The sequence below is a fragment of the Kitasatospora phosalacinea genome (genome assembly GCF_000716545.1).
Lineage (GTDB): Bacteria > Actinomycetota > Actinomycetes > Streptomycetales > Streptomycetaceae > Kitasatospora > Kitasatospora phosalacinea.
The window spans coordinates 72,399-85,036 of record NZ_JNWZ01000054.1 but is presented as its reverse complement, the minus strand read 5'-3'; the positions used below and the strand labels follow the sequence as shown (position 1 = coordinate 85,036).

Below are 12,638 nucleotides of genomic sequence, written 5' to 3'. Positions count from 1 at the left end.
CAGGGGGGACCCTGTGGGAGAGTAGGACGCCGCCGAACAATCTTTCAGAGAAAGGGCCCCAGCCGTCAGGCTGGGGCCCTTTCTGCATTTCCGGGCCGGTTCAGGAGAACCCGGGTCGGCGGGCGGGTTCATTCGTCCGCGGTGGTCTCGGCTTCCCAGCGCGGCAGGTCGCCCGGCTGGCACTCCGGTACCTCGCAGAGGGCGGCGAGCGTCGAGAAGCGGACCAGCCTCGGCGTGGCCGTTCTTGAGCACCGCCAGGTTGCGGGGGTGACGCCCGCCCCGGTCCGCGAGGTCGCCTGCGGACATCTTCCGCTCGGCCCGCATCCGGTCCGTTTCGATGCTGAGGGCGAGGGCCTGGGCGGGCAGCATCCGCAGCACGAGCACGATGAGGGTGACGCCCAGGACAGCCACGCCGGTCCCTCCCACGATGAGGGCGACGCCGGGGTCGGATCAGAGCCGGCCGGCCGCCTTGAGGGCGAGGTAGGTGTCGGAGAGGGCGGGGGCGATGGACTCCGGCGGGGCGTCCAGGACGGTGATGCCGCGGCGGGTGAGGAGGTCGGCGGTGCGGCGGCGGTCGGCGCGGGTCTGTTCGGCCGCGGCGGCGCCGTAGACGTCCTCGACGGTGGTGCGGGGGGCGCGGACGAGTTCGTCCAGGCGCGGGTCGGAGACGGAGGCGAGGACGACCTCGTGGCGCTTGGTGAGGAGCGGGACCTGCGGGAGCAGGTGTTCCTGGATCTGGTGCGGGTCGAGGCCGGTGAGCAGGACGATCAGGGAGCGGTGCGGGGCCATCCGCAGGGCGGTGGAGGTGAGGGCGCGCAGGTCGGTCTCGATCAGGGCGGGTTCGAGCAGGGCCATCGCATCGGTGAAGGCGGGGAGCACCTCGGAGGGGGAGCGTCCGGCGACGCCGGCGCGGCGGTGGCGGTCGTGGGCGAGCAGGTCGACCCGGTCGCCGGCCTTGGTGGCGAGCGCGGTGAGCAGCAGCGCGGCGTCCAGGGCGGCGTCCAGGCGGGGGGCGTCGCCGACGCGGCCGGCGGAGGTGCGGCCGGTGTCGAGGACGATCAGGACGTGCCGGTCGCGTTCGGGGCGCCAGGTGCGGACGGCGACGGTGCTGCGGCGGGCGCTGGCGCGCCAGTCGATGGAGCGGACGTCGTCGCCGGGGAGGTACTCGCGCAGGGAGTCGAACTCGGTGCCCTGGCCGCGGGTCAGGACGGAGGTGCGGCCGTCGAGTTCGCGCAGGCGGGCGAGGCGGGAGGGGAGGTGCTTGCGGCTGGTGAAGGGGGGCAGGGCGCGGATCCGCCAGGGGGCGACGAGGTTGGCCTGGCGGCCGGCCAGGCCGAGCGGACCGAGGGAGCGGACGGTGACCTTGCCGGCGTGGTGGTCGCCGCGCCGGGTGGGGGCGAGCGGGGTGGTGAGGCGGCGGCGCTCGCCGGCGGGGACGGTGACGGTGTGCCGGGAGGCGGTGGACGCGGTGCCGGGGGCCCAGGCGGAGGGGTACCAGGCGTCGCGGATCCGGGCGCGCAGCGGGCGGCCGGAGGGGTTGCTGACGAGCAGGTCGACGGTGGTGGCCTCGCCGAGGCGGACGGTCGGTCCGCCGGAGCGCTCCAGGCCCAGGCGGCGGACGGGGGCGGCGAGCAGCAGGTCGACGGCGACGGCGGCGAGCAGGGGCAGCACGACCGCGCCGATGCCCGTCCAGGAGGGCAGGACCAGCCCCACCAGGAGGGCGCCGAGGGCGGCGATGAGGGCCGTTCGGCCGGTCAGGGCCATGGGGTGCTGGCTCGCTTTCTGGGGGCGGTGGACGCGGGGCCGGGCCGGGGGCGGGCCCCCGGCCCGCGGGGCTAGCGGGGGGCGGGCGTCTGGGCGAGGACGGCCTGGATGACGCTGTCGGCGGTGGTGCCCTCCATCTCGGCCTCGGCGCGCAACTGGACGCGGTGGCGTAGGGTCGGCAGGGCGAGCGCCTTGACGTCGTCGGGGGTGACGTAGTCGCGGCCGGCCAGCCAGGCCCAGGCCCGGGAGGTGTTGAGCAGGGCGGTGGCGCCGCGCGGGGAGACGCCCATGGAGAGCGAGGGCGACTGCCGGGTGGCCCGGACCAGGTCGACGATGTAGGCGAGGATCTCGGGGGAGACGGTCAGCCTGGCGATCTGGGCGCGGGCGGCGGCCAGGTGCGCGGCGTTGGCCACGGGGCGGACGCCGGCCGAGGCGAGGTCGCGCGGGTCGAAGCCGTTCGCGTGCCGGGACAGGACCTGGAACTCCTGGTCGCGGGTCGGCAGCGGGAGGATCAGCTTGAGCAGGAAGCGGTCGAGCTGGGCCTCGGGCAGCGGGTAGGTGCCCTCGTACTCGACCGGGTTCTGGGTGGCGGCGACCAGGAACGGCTCGGGGAGCTTGCGGGGTTCGCCGTCGACCGTGACCTGGCGCTCCTCCATGGCCTCCAGCAGGGAGGCCTGGGTCTTGGGCGGGGTGCGGTTGATCTCGTCGGCGAGCAGCAGGTTGGTGAAGACCGGGCCGGGCTGGAAGGAGAACTCGGCGGTGCGGGTGTCGTAGACCAGGGAGCCGGTGACGTCGCCGGGCATCAGGTCGGGGGTGAACTGGATGCGCTTGGTCCCCACGTCGAGGGCGGTGGCCAGGGTGCGCACCAGGAGCGTCTTGGCGACGCCGGGGACGCCCTCCAGCAGGACGTGGCCGCCGCAGAGCAGGGCCACGACGATGCCGGTGACGGCGGCGTCCTGGCCGACCACGGCCTTGGCGATCTCCTCGCGCAGGCCGGTGAGGGCGGCGCGGGCGTCGCCGGACTGGGCCGGGACGGTCTTGAGCAGCTGGTCGGTCACGGCTGTCGTACCTGCCATTCCATGTCGTCGAGGTCGTTGGCGAGCCGCAGCAGTGCGGCGTCGTCGGCGGGTGCCGGGCCGTACAGCAGGTGCTGGAGGTCGGCGGCGGGGCGTCCGAGCCGGGCGGCGGCGGCCTCGGTGAGGGCGGCCGGGTCCGGGTCCCCGGTGGTGTGCGGGAGGCCGAGGGCGGCCGCGGTGCGGCGGCGGGCGGCGCGGCGCAGCGTCTCGGCGGCGTGGCCGCGGGCGTTGGCGCGGCGGTAGAGCCGGGCGCGGCCCTCGGTGGTCTCGGAGGCGCGGACCACGGCGGGCAGCCGTTCGGTGAGCACCGGTCCGAGGCGGCGGGCCCGCCAGGCGGCGGCGAGCAGGCCGGCGACGGCCAGTTGCAGGGCGCCCCAGTACCAGCCGTCGGGGACGTAGTCGCCGAGTTCCTGGGGCGATTCGTCGGTGCCGGTGCGGCCGGCGTGGTCGAGGGTCTGCCAGACCAGGTGCGGGTGGGCGCCGAGCAGGCCGAGGGCGAGGGCGGAGTTGCCCTCCTCGCGGAGGGCCTGGTTGGTGAGCGCGTCGCCGTTGCCGAGGACGACGACCTGCTGGTCGCCGCGGGTGCGGCTGAGCAGGGTGTGGCGGCCGCCGACGGGGTAGCAGGCGGTGTCGCCGGGGCGGCCCTCGTAGCTCGGGCCGCCGAGGGTGGCGGCTCCGGCGTTGACGGCCTCGGGCAGGTCGCAGTCGGCGGGGAGCGCGGCGAAGCTGCCGGTGGGGTAGCTGGAGGCGGTGACGCCGGGGGCGAAGGCGTTCAGCAGGGGCTGTTCGGGGGCGATCAGGACGAGCCGGGTGCGTTCGCCGCGGGGGAGCGCGGAGAGCTCGGCGAGGTGCCGGTAGGCGAGTTCGTCGGGGTAGGTGAGGACGACGGTGGTGTCGTCGGCGCGCAGGGCGGCGGCGAGCTCGTCGGTGCCGGAGGCGGTGCGGGAGGAGAGGCCGTGCTGCCGCAGCAGCTGGTCGGCGGCGCGGGTGCCGCGCGGGTCGCCGGACCGGGGGTCGAGCGGGTAGTAGGCGGAGTTGCCGGGGATGCCGGCGATCAGGCCGCCGACCAGCAGCAGGACCAGGACGCTCAGCAGCCACCAGCGGGAGCGCCGCCACAGGGCGAGCGGGCCCCGGCCGGGCGCGGCGGGAGCGGGGGCGGACGTGGTGGCGGGGGCGGCTTCGGCGGGCCCGGCGGTGGCGGGCGGCGGGGCGGTGGCGGTCATGCGGTTCCTCCGCCGGCCGGGACGGGCTGGGGGCGGGTGCGGCCGAGGGCCAGGTCGAGGTCGGCGAGCAGCCGGTAGGCGCGTTCGTCGGCGGGCCGCTCGCCGAACACGACGTCGTCGAACAGCCGTGCCGCGGAGGCGAGTTCGCGGGCCTGGCCGGGCAGGGCGCGGCCGGCCTCGGCGGCGGCCTCGTCGGCGGTGCGGCCGGGGCGGGGGGAGAGCACGGTGCGTTCCTCCAGGCCGCGGACCAGGGCGCGCATCTGTTCGCGGACGGCGTCCTCCCAGGCGCCGCGGGCGGCGTGCGCGGCGGCGTCGGCCCGGTGCGCGGCGGCGCTGCGGGGGCCCTGGGCGGAGCCGAACAGCGCGGCGTCGGCGCGGGCGGCGCGGCGGGGCGCGCCGTAGCGGCGCCAGGCGACGAGGCCCAGGACGAGGAGGACGACCAGTACGACGGCGAGCGCGGCGTTCCCGCCGCCGCCGAGCGGTTCGGCGATGCCGCCCAGGGCCTTGCCGAACTGCTCCCTGATCCAGTCGTAGCAGCGCTGCACCAGCCCGGGTTCGTGCTGGTGGTAGACGGCCTTGCGGAGTTCCTCGCGCGCGGCCTCGCGGGCCGCGTCGCGCGGTATGCCGACGGGGGCACCGTCCGCGAGCAGTGCCCCTTCCCCCCGGGTCCCCATGGCGGTCAGGCCCCCGGCGGGCTGGTCGGGGCGGGCCGGTCGTAGCCGGGCAGCCCGGCGGCGCGGGCGAGTTCCAGGTCGAGCGCCTCGCGGCGGATCCGCTGGTCGGTGTAGATCAGGGTGGTCAGGACGCCGCTGAGCGGGATGGTGACGGTGTGGGCGATGACGCCGCAGATGCCCATGACGGCGATGCTGATCGCGGCCGTCCCGTCGCCCTCGGGAAGGGTGCCGGGATCTCCGGAGAGGATCGCGTTGAGGATCTCGCCGGGGCCGGACAGCACGGTGCCGACCAGGACCAGGCAGATCCGGAACAGCAGCAGCAGGCCGAAGATCCGCCACCAGGAGCCGCCGGCCAGCCGCCAGGAGCGCTTGACCGCGCCGAGGACGGGCTGCTTCTCCAGCACCAGGGCGGGCGCCGCGAGGGTCAGCCGGATCGACAGCCAGACCACCGGCGGCAGGGTGAGCAGCAGCAGGGCGAGCAGCGCGGGCTGGCCGGTGGCGCCGGACAGCAGGAACAGCGGGACGGTCGCGAGGGCGAGCGCGCCGACGCCGATGCCGGCCAGCAGCAGGCCCAGCAGGAGCAGCCGGCCGAGCCGGGGCCGGGCCTGGGCCCAGGCGTCCGCGAGCGTGGTGTCGCGGCCGAGCAGCCCGTTGGCGACCACGGCGGCGAGCAGGCCGGAGGAGAGCACGTCGAACAGGAGGGTCAGCGGCCACAGGTAGCCGGGTTCGATCCCGTCGCCGCCGGTGTGGATCCACCAGTCGATGCCGGACTGCAGGAGCTGCAGGACCGCGCCGAAGGCCAGGCTGAGCCCGAACGCGGCCCGCCAGTTGCGCCGGACCAGGGCGAAGGCGCCGTCCATCAGTTCGCCGAAGCCGAGCGGGCGCAGCGGGATCAGGGCGGTGCCGGGGCCGGCCGGGGCGGGGGGCGGGAGCGTGGCGGTGGCGGCGGGTGCCGCGGGAGCCGGATGGCCGGTTCCGGTGGGGCCGGACGGCGGTTCGGGAGAACCGGGTGAGGTCCAACCCGGGGTCTCGGTCATCGACGCTCCTCGTCGGGGCACCCGGGCTCGGGTGCTTCGGGGTGCTTATCGTGCCATGGTGCGCACGCGTACCCCAGGGGTATCCCGTTGCTGATCCACAACGGTCCGGACAAGGGCCCCGGGCCACGACCCCCGCGGTGGTATGACTGCCCTGGCGGACGGCCGGGAGCGCGGGGCGGCACGGCCGTGCGGCGCGGGTCACATTCGGGTGATGAGAAGATGGAGACATGAAGGGACGTGTCCTCGTCGTCGATGACGACACCGCACTGGCCGAGATGCTCGGCATCGTGTTGCGTGGTGAAGGTTTTGAGCCGTTTTTCGTCGCTGACGGGGACAAGGCGCTGGCCGCCTTCCGGGAGACCAAGCCGGACCTCGTACTGCTCGACCTGATGCTGCCCGGACGGGACGGCATCGACGTGTGCCGGCAGATCCGGGCCGAGTCGGGCATCCCGATCGTCATGCTGACCGCGAAGACCGACACGGTCGACATCGTGGTCGGCCTGGAGTCGGGCGCGGACGACTACGTGACCAAGCCGTTCAAGCCCAAGGAACTGGTCGCCCGGGTGCGCGCCCGGCTGCGCCGGGCCGAGGAGCCGACGCCGGAGCAGCTGACCATCGGAGACCTGGTGATCGACGTCGCCGGGCACTCGGTCAAGCGCGAGGGGCGCGGCATCCCGCTGACCCCGCTGGAGTTCGACCTGCTGGTCGCGCTGGCCCGCAAGCCCTGGCAGGTGTTCACCCGCGAGGTGCTGCTGGAGCAGGTCTGGGGCTACCGGCACGCCGCCGACACCCGCCTGGTCAACGTGCACGTGCAGCGCCTGCGCTCCAAGATCGAGAAGGACCCGGAGCGTCCGGAGATCGTCGTCACCGTGCGCGGTGTCGGGTACAAGGCCGGGCCCAGCTGAGGATGAGCGACACCAGGGCTGACCGCTCCCCGTCGGACGACGTCGCCGGCGGGGAGCACGCTGTGCGCGGGGACGTGCTGAGTTCCACCACCGGCAGGCCGCGTCGGCGCCGGTGGTGGTCGGTGCTGCTCGCGCCGCTGGTCCGCCCGTTCCGGCACCCGGTGGGCCGGGTGCTGGCGCTGTACCGCCGCTCGATCCAGCTGCGGGTGGTCGCGATGACCCTGCTGCTGTCCTTCGTGGTGGTGCTGGTGCTCGGCGTCGTGGTGGTCGCCCAGGTGCGCACCGGCCTGCTGGAGGCCAAGCAGAAGTCCGCGCACGGGCAGGCCCTGGGCGGCTTCCAGATCGAGCAGGACAAGATCAACGAGGCGATCAACCTGCAGGCCAAGGCCGGCCCGACCGCCGACCCGACCCGCGACCAGATCAACGCCTGGCTGACCAAGCAGGTCTCCGACCTGGCCTCCGGCGGTTCCGGCGTCTACTCGGTGATCGCGCTCGCCCCCGGCGACCAGGAGGTCAGCGCCTCCAGCGCCGGCCTGCGCGGCGCCCGCTACTCCGGTTCGATCCTGCCCGACTCGATCACCCGCGAGCTGCGCGCCAAGGTCGCCGCCGACCCGTCCAACCCGCAGGAGCAGCCGGTCAAGCTGAACCGCGCCCCGAACAGCCAGACCCCGCCCGGCGACGACAAGGGCCTGGCGATCGGCAAGCAGTTCACCGGCCCGGACGGCCACCCGTACCAGCTGTACTACGTGTTCTCCTTCTACCAGGAGACCTCCACCCTCAACCTGGTGATCGGCACCCTGGCCACCGCCGGGCTGTTCCTGGTGATCCTGCTCGGCTGCATCGCCTGGGTGGTGGTCCGCCAGGTCGTCACGCCGGTGCGGATGGCCGCCGGGATCTCCGAGCGGCTCGCCGCCGGGCACTTCGACGAGCGGATGAAGGTCACCGGCACCGACGACATCGCCCGCCTCGGCGAGTCGTTCAACCGGATGGCCAACGGCCTGCAGGCGCAGATCCGCAAGCTGGAGGAGCTCTCCCGGGTGCAGCGCCGCTTCGTCTCGGACGTCTCGCACGAGCTGCGCACCCCGCTGACCACCGTCCGGATGGCCGCCGACCTGATCTACGACAGCCGCGAGGACCTGGACCCGATGGCGGCCCGCTCCGCCGAACTGCTCCAGGACCAGCTGGACCGCTTCGAGTCGCTGCTCGCCGACCTGCTGGAGATCAGCCGGTTCGACGCGGGCGCGGCGATCCTGGACGCCGAGCCGGTCGACCTGCGCGACATCGTGACCCGGGTGGTGGAGGCCGCCGACCCGCTGGCCCGGGCCAAGGGCAGCGCGGTGCTGATCCGCGGCGCCGAGAACCCGGTGCTGGCCGAGGTCGACGGCCGCCGGATCGAACGGATCCTGCGCAACCTGGTGGTCAACGCGCTGGAGCACGGCGAGGGCCGGGACGTGGTGATCCGGCTCGGCTCGGCCGAGGGCGCGGTCGCCGTCGGCGTGCGCGACTACGGCATCGGCCTCAAGCCGGGCGAGGCCTCCCGGGTGTTCCACCGCTTCTGGCGGGCCGACCCGTCCCGGGTGCGGACCACCGGCGGCACCGGCCTGGGCCTGTCCATCGCGGTCGAGGACGCCCACCTGCACGGCGGCTGGCTGCAGGCCTGGGGCGAGCCCGGCGGCGGCTCGCACTTCCGGCTGACCCTGCCGCGCACCCGCGGCGGCGAGATCTCCCGGGCCCCGTTCCGGCTGGAGCCGGAGGACTCCCGCTACAACCGCGGCATGTCCTCGGCCGGCGCCCCCTACCGCCGCACCGCGCGCGGCGCGGGCGCGCTGCCCGGCGCCGAGTCCACGTCCGTCCCGGAGACCCCGGACACCGACCGGCACGCCTTCGGCTCCGGCCTCGGCGGCGTGCTCAGCATCGGCCCCGGCCTGGGCCGGCCCGCCGCCGCCCCGGTCTCCGACCCCTCGGACGTCACGGGTTACGGTGCCACCGGCGCGCAGGTCGTCGTCGACCGCGGCCGCCCGACCCAGCCGGCCCCGCCCGAACCGGACGGCGCCGACACCGACCAGGAGGGGACCGCCGGTGGACAGGACCGACAGGACGGCTGACCGGCGGGTCCTCGCAGCGGGTTGGGCGGTCCTGCTGGCCACCGCCGCCACCGGCTGCGTCGCGATGCCCTCCGGCGGCGCCCCGCAGCGCCTGGAGGTCTCGCAGAACGCCGCCGACGGCCTCCAGGTGCACGTCTACCCGGTCGCCCCGCACAAGGGCGAGACCCCCAAGGACCTGCTGGCCGGCTTCCTGGACTCCTCCAACGCCGACCAGGCCAACTACGACACCGCCAAGCAGTACCTGACCGCCGCCGCGGCCGGGAGCTGGAAGCCCGACGCGGGCGTGGTGGTGCTGGAGGGCGCCCCGACCCCGAAGGGCTCCGCCCCCGCCGACGACGACACCGCCGTCCAGCTGACCGTCGAGGGCAAGCAGGTCGCCGCGCTGGACGAGCAGCACACCTACAAGGTCCACACCGCCGAGACCTACAGCGAGACCTTCACCTTCGTGAAGGAGTCGGACGGCCCCGACAAGGGCGAGTGGCGGATCAGCGACCTGCCGAACGGCCTGATCGTCGACCAGACCAACTTCAAGAACACCTACAAGCCGGTCCACCGGTACTTCTTCGCGGCGAACGACCCCTCCGCCGCCCGCACCCAGAACGCCCAGGTGCTGGTGCCCGACCCGATCTACCTGCGCCGCCGCATAGACCCGCTGACCGAGGCCGCCCAGGCCGCCGCCGACGGACCCTCCCGCTGGCTCGGCCCGGTGGTCGCCTCCAAGCTGGACGGCGTCCGGGTGGAGAGCGCCGTCATCGGCGACAACCGGGTGGCCACCGTCAAGCTGGAGGGCGGCGACCCGGCCGCCTGCAAGCAGATGGCCCAGCAGCTCTTCCAGACCCTGGCCGACCAGCAGAGCAAGCTGGACCGGCTCGACCTGTCGACGGCCGGCGGCGGCTGCTCGCTCAGCAGCACCGAGGCCGCGCTGGTCGCCCCCGGCGTGCTGGCCGGCGCCGAGAACGGCGTGCAGGCGTTCATCCAGCTCGCGGACGGCCGGCTCACCCGCTTCTACCAGGAGGGCTCGGACCCCGTCCCCGTCCCCGGGGTGCTCGGCCAGGTGCCGCAGGCCGGACAGTTCCACCCCGGCACCGTCGCGGTCCGCCGGGACACCGACGTCGCCGCCGTGATCGGGGCCGACGGCCAGAGCCTGGTCGAGGCCGAACTCGCCGACGGCGGCAAGTACGGCGAGCCGATCGTGCGCAGCCACGCCCCGTCGGCCGACAAGGGCCTGGCCTCGCCCAGCTGGGACGGCCGGCGGAACCTGTGGCTGGTCGACCGGGACCCGGCCGCGCCCCGGGTGCTGATGGTGCGCGACGGCGTCGACGTCCCGGTCGAGGTCGAGGTCGAGGGCCTGGACGGACGGGCCGTGCAGTCGCTGCGGATCTCCTCCGACGGCACCCGGATCGCCCTGCTGCTCAGCCGGGCCGGCGGCCCCACCAAGCTGGCGCTCGGCCTGGTCCGGCACGGCGGCACCGCGAAGAACCCGACGGCGCGGATCACCGGGCTGAACGACAGCGTGCCCCAGCTGACCGAGGTCGCCGCCGTCGCCTGGGGCGACGCCGACCAGCTGGTGGTGCTCGGCAAGGAGACCGACCGGCTGCAGCAGCTGTACTTCCTGGGCACCGACGGCTCGCAGGCCACCGACTACCCGCTGCAGGGCGGCGGGACGATGAAGGCGCTGTCCGCGACCGAGGCCAGGCTGTCGGCGGACCCGACCAACCCGTCCAACCCCGCCGTGCTCACCTCCTCGGACTCCGGCCTGTACCGGCTCAAGGACAACCAGTGGTACGAGGTGCCCGGCAAGTCCGAGACCAAGGCGTTCATCTACCCGGGCTGAGCCCGGCCTCCCCGGCCGTCTCCCCCGCCGCCGCGCCGCGCCGACCGGCCCCCGCGCCGCGCCGGGCGGTGGCCGCGACGGTGGCCGCCGCCCGTGGCGGGCAGCCCGCCGCGCGCAGCGCCCGGGCCGCCTCGGCCAGGCTCGCCCCGGTGGTCACCAGGTCGTCCACCAGCACCAGCCGGTGCCCGGCCAGCCGGGTCGCCAGCCGGGGCGCCACGGCCAGCGCGCCGTCCAGGTTGCGGCGCCGCTCGGCGGCGCCCAGGCCCGCCTGGTCGGCGACCGGGCGGCTGTGCCGCAGCACCGGCGCCACCAGGGTGGCCACGCCGCCGCGGCGCAGTTCGCGGGCGGCGGCCCGGGCCAGCCGCAGCGTCGGGTCGTGGCCGCGGGCCCGGGTGGCGGCGCGCGCCGAGGGCACCGGCACCAGCAGCAGCGGGGCGGCGCCCGCGCCGGTGGCGGAGCGCACGGCGGCGGCCAGCGCGCCGCCCAGCGGGGTGGCCAGCCGGAGCGCGCCGCGCTCCTTGTGGGCGAGCAGCAGTTGGCGGACCGGACCGGCGTAGGGGGCGGCGGCGTGCACCGGCGGCAGGCCGGGCGGCGGGCGGTGCGGCCCGGCCGGGCCGGCGGCGGCGCCGTCGAGCAGCGCGCGGCAGGGCGGGCAGAGGCCGGAGAAGCCGCTTCCGCAGCCGGCGCAGCGGGCGGGGAGCAGCAGTTCGAGCAGGGCGGCGAGGATCGGGGCGGGGCCGGATCCGGGCAGGTGGGCGGTGCTGCGGCTCGTCACGGAACCCCTCCGGAACGCTCGCCGGGCGGCGACATCAGCCATACGGTGGGCGGTACCGGGCGTGTTGTCCAGCCGTTCGCAGTTCTTTCACCCGTAGGTGGGTAGACAGGGGGGAACAGCCGGGCCGCCGAGCGCACGCCGGTACGTTCGTTCGACTGGGGAGGCGAGATTCCCGAGTCAGGTGTTGCATGAGGTTTCCAGGGGTTTCGAATTCTCCTGGTGGGGAGGAAGTGAGGTAAGGGCCGGTGGTCCTCGCCGGTTCCCCGGGCGGTGTCCGGGGCGGGGCGGTGGCCGACTGGTCCGGCTGGGTCTCACGCCGGTTCGGGACGCACTCCGGGCCGGTCAGCACGAGGGATCGGAGTTCTGCGTGGACATCGTCGTCAAGGGCCGCAAGACCGAGGTGCCCAAGAGGTTCCGCGAGCACGTGGCCGAGAAGCTGGAGAAGGTCCAGAAGTTCGACACCAAGGCGATCAGCCTGGATGTCGAGGTGTCCAAGGAGCCCAACCCGCGCCAGGCCGACCGCGCGGACCGGGTGGAGATCACCCTCCGCAGCCGTGGTCCGGTGATCCGGGCCGAGGCGTCCGCCAGCGACCCGTGGGCGGCGCTGGACCTGGCCTCCGCGAAGCTGGAGGCGCAGCTGCGCAAGTCCGCCGACCGCCGCCGGGTGCACAAGGGCGGCACCAACGGGCGCACGCCGGTCAGCGTCGCCGAGGCCACCGCCGCGCTGGCCGCCCTGCCGGACGCCCAGGCCGCCCCGAGCGCCGGCGGCACGGCCCGCAAGACCGTCGCGGGCAACCTGGAGGTGGAGGGCGACGGGCCGCTGGTGGTCCGCGAGAAGACCCACGCCGCGGCGCCGATGTCGCTGGACCAGGCGCTGTACGCGATGGAGCTGGTGGGTCACGACTTCTACCTGTTCCAGGAGAAGGACAGCGGGCTGCCGAGCGTGGTCTACCGCCGGCACGGCTACCACTACGGCGTGATCCACCTCAAGGAGGACCCGACCGCCGCGGTGGACGCCGCGGGCGCGGGCGGCGCGATCAACGGGCCGGACGACGAGGACTGACGGAGGAACGACGGCGGGCCCGCCCCGCGGAGGACGGAGGGTGACCCCGGCGGCCGCACCGGCCGCCGGGGTCACCGCCGCGTGCGGGGTCACCCAGCCGGGCGGTTCGGCGGCGCAGGGTGACCGGGGCGGGCCCGGGCCGTGGAATGATGGGCGCCGTCGGACGTGACCTGATGGGCGGG

10 protein-coding genes and 2 pseudogenes are annotated in these 12,638 nt (G+C 75.3%); 4 read left to right on the top strand and 8 right to left on the bottom strand.

Going from position 1 to position 12,638, the window contains the following annotated elements:
- Positions 1-128: 128 nt before the first annotated feature.
- From OO48_RS36630 to OO48_RS24760, 7 genes and pseudogenes are all read right to left on the bottom strand, one after another.
- Positions 129-324 (bottom strand): annotated as a pseudogene (locus OO48_RS36630) (helix-turn-helix domain-containing protein).
- A pseudogene (locus OO48_RS40135) lies at positions 313-447 on the bottom strand (DUF2975 domain-containing protein); the annotation flags it as partial. The pseudogenes OO48_RS40135 and OO48_RS36630, both read right to left, overlap by 12 nt.
- Positions 448-450: 3 nt before the next feature.
- On the bottom strand, positions 451-1,764 hold the full coding sequence (locus OO48_RS24780) for a DUF58 domain-containing protein (RefSeq protein ID WP_033219977.1): 1,314 nt from the start codon (positions 1,762-1,764) through the stop codon (positions 451-453).
- Positions 1,765-1,835: 71 nt separating this feature from the next.
- Positions 1,836-2,840 carry an AAA family ATPase gene (locus tag OO48_RS24775; protein ID WP_051732699.1) on the bottom strand — a complete coding sequence of 335 codons (1,005 nt, stop codon included), beginning with the start codon at positions 2,838-2,840 and terminating at the stop codon, positions 1,836-1,838.
- Positions 2,819-4,063 (bottom strand): DUF4350 domain-containing protein, encoded by a 1,245-nt coding sequence (locus OO48_RS40800; RefSeq protein WP_051732698.1) that lies wholly within the window; start codon positions 4,061-4,063, stop codon positions 2,819-2,821. Before OO48_RS40800 ends, OO48_RS24775 begins: the two co-directional genes overlap by 22 nt.
- The gene (locus tag OO48_RS24765) at positions 4,060-4,737 is read right to left on the bottom strand and encodes a DUF4129 domain-containing protein (RefSeq protein ID WP_033219975.1); all 678 of its coding nucleotides are present in this window, start codon (positions 4,735-4,737) and stop codon (positions 4,060-4,062) included. The genes OO48_RS40800 and OO48_RS24765 overlap by 4 nt, the downstream gene beginning before the upstream one ends.
- Positions 4,738-4,742: 5 nt before the next feature.
- Positions 4,743-5,774: a DUF7847 domain-containing protein gene (locus OO48_RS24760; RefSeq protein WP_051732696.1), complete on the bottom strand. Its 1,032-nt coding sequence runs from the start codon at positions 5,772-5,774 to the stop codon at positions 4,743-4,745.
- Between the two features lie 227 nt (positions 5,775-6,001).
- Between OO48_RS24760 and mtrA the strand changes: the two genes are divergently transcribed.
- From mtrA to OO48_RS24745, 3 genes are read left to right on the top strand one after another with little or no spacing between them, the layout of a single operon-like run.
- Complete coding sequence (gene mtrA, locus OO48_RS24755) at positions 6,002-6,679, top strand: MtrAB system response regulator MtrA (protein ID WP_030459579.1); 678 nt, start codon at positions 6,002-6,004, stop codon at positions 6,677-6,679.
- 2 nt (positions 6,680-6,681) lie between these two features.
- Positions 6,682-8,784, top strand: a complete 2,103-nt coding sequence (gene mtrB, locus OO48_RS24750) for an MtrAB system histidine kinase MtrB (protein WP_033219973.1) — start codon at positions 6,682-6,684, stop codon at positions 8,782-8,784.
- Positions 8,759-10,618, top strand: coding sequence for an LpqB family beta-propeller domain-containing protein (locus tag OO48_RS24745; RefSeq protein WP_033219972.1), 1,860 nt, complete (start codon positions 8,759-8,761; stop codon positions 10,616-10,618). The genes mtrB and OO48_RS24745 overlap by 26 nt, the downstream gene beginning before the upstream one ends.
- On the opposite strand, the gene OO48_RS24740 is transcribed toward OO48_RS24745, so the two are convergent.
- The gene (locus OO48_RS24740; RefSeq protein WP_051732694.1) at positions 10,602-11,393 is read right to left on the bottom strand and encodes a ComF family protein; all 792 of its coding nucleotides are present in this window, start codon (positions 11,391-11,393) and stop codon (positions 10,602-10,604) included. The two genes, OO48_RS24745 and OO48_RS24740, sit on opposite strands and share 17 nt — an antisense overlap.
- A 367-nt stretch (positions 11,394-11,760) precedes the next feature.
- Here OO48_RS24740 and hpf point away from each other — a divergent pair, with 367 nt between their 5' ends.
- Positions 11,761-12,456, top strand: coding sequence for a ribosome hibernation-promoting factor, HPF/YfiA family (gene hpf / locus OO48_RS24735; protein ID WP_033219971.1), 696 nt, complete (start codon positions 11,761-11,763; stop codon positions 12,454-12,456).
- Positions 12,457-12,638: the final 182 nt, after the last annotated feature.

Excerpts from the sequence above, each read along its gene's own strand:
- OO48_RS24780 (WP_033219977.1), bottom strand. The coding sequence starts at position 1,764 with ATGGCCCTGACCGGCCGAACGGCCCTCATCGCCGCCCTCGGCGCCCTC.
- OO48_RS24775 (WP_051732699.1), bottom strand. The coding sequence starts at position 2,840 with ATGGCAGGTACGACAGCCGTGACCGACCAGCTGCTCAAGACCGTCCCG.
- OO48_RS40800 (WP_051732698.1), bottom strand. The coding sequence starts at position 4,063 with ATGACCGCCACCGCCCCGCCGCCCGCCACCGCCGGGCCCGCCGAAGCC.
- OO48_RS24765 (WP_033219975.1), bottom strand. The coding sequence starts at position 4,737 with ATGGGGACCCGGGGGGAAGGGGCACTGCTCGCGGACGGTGCCCCCGTC.
- OO48_RS24760 (WP_051732696.1), bottom strand. The coding sequence starts at position 5,774 with ATGACCGAGACCCCGGGTTGGACCTCACCCGGTTCTCCCGAACCGCCG.
- mtrA (WP_030459579.1), top strand. The coding sequence starts at position 6,002 with ATGAAGGGACGTGTCCTCGTCGTCGATGACGACACCGCACTGGCCGAG.
- mtrB (WP_033219973.1), top strand. The coding sequence starts at position 6,682 with ATGAGCGACACCAGGGCTGACCGCTCCCCGTCGGACGACGTCGCCGGC.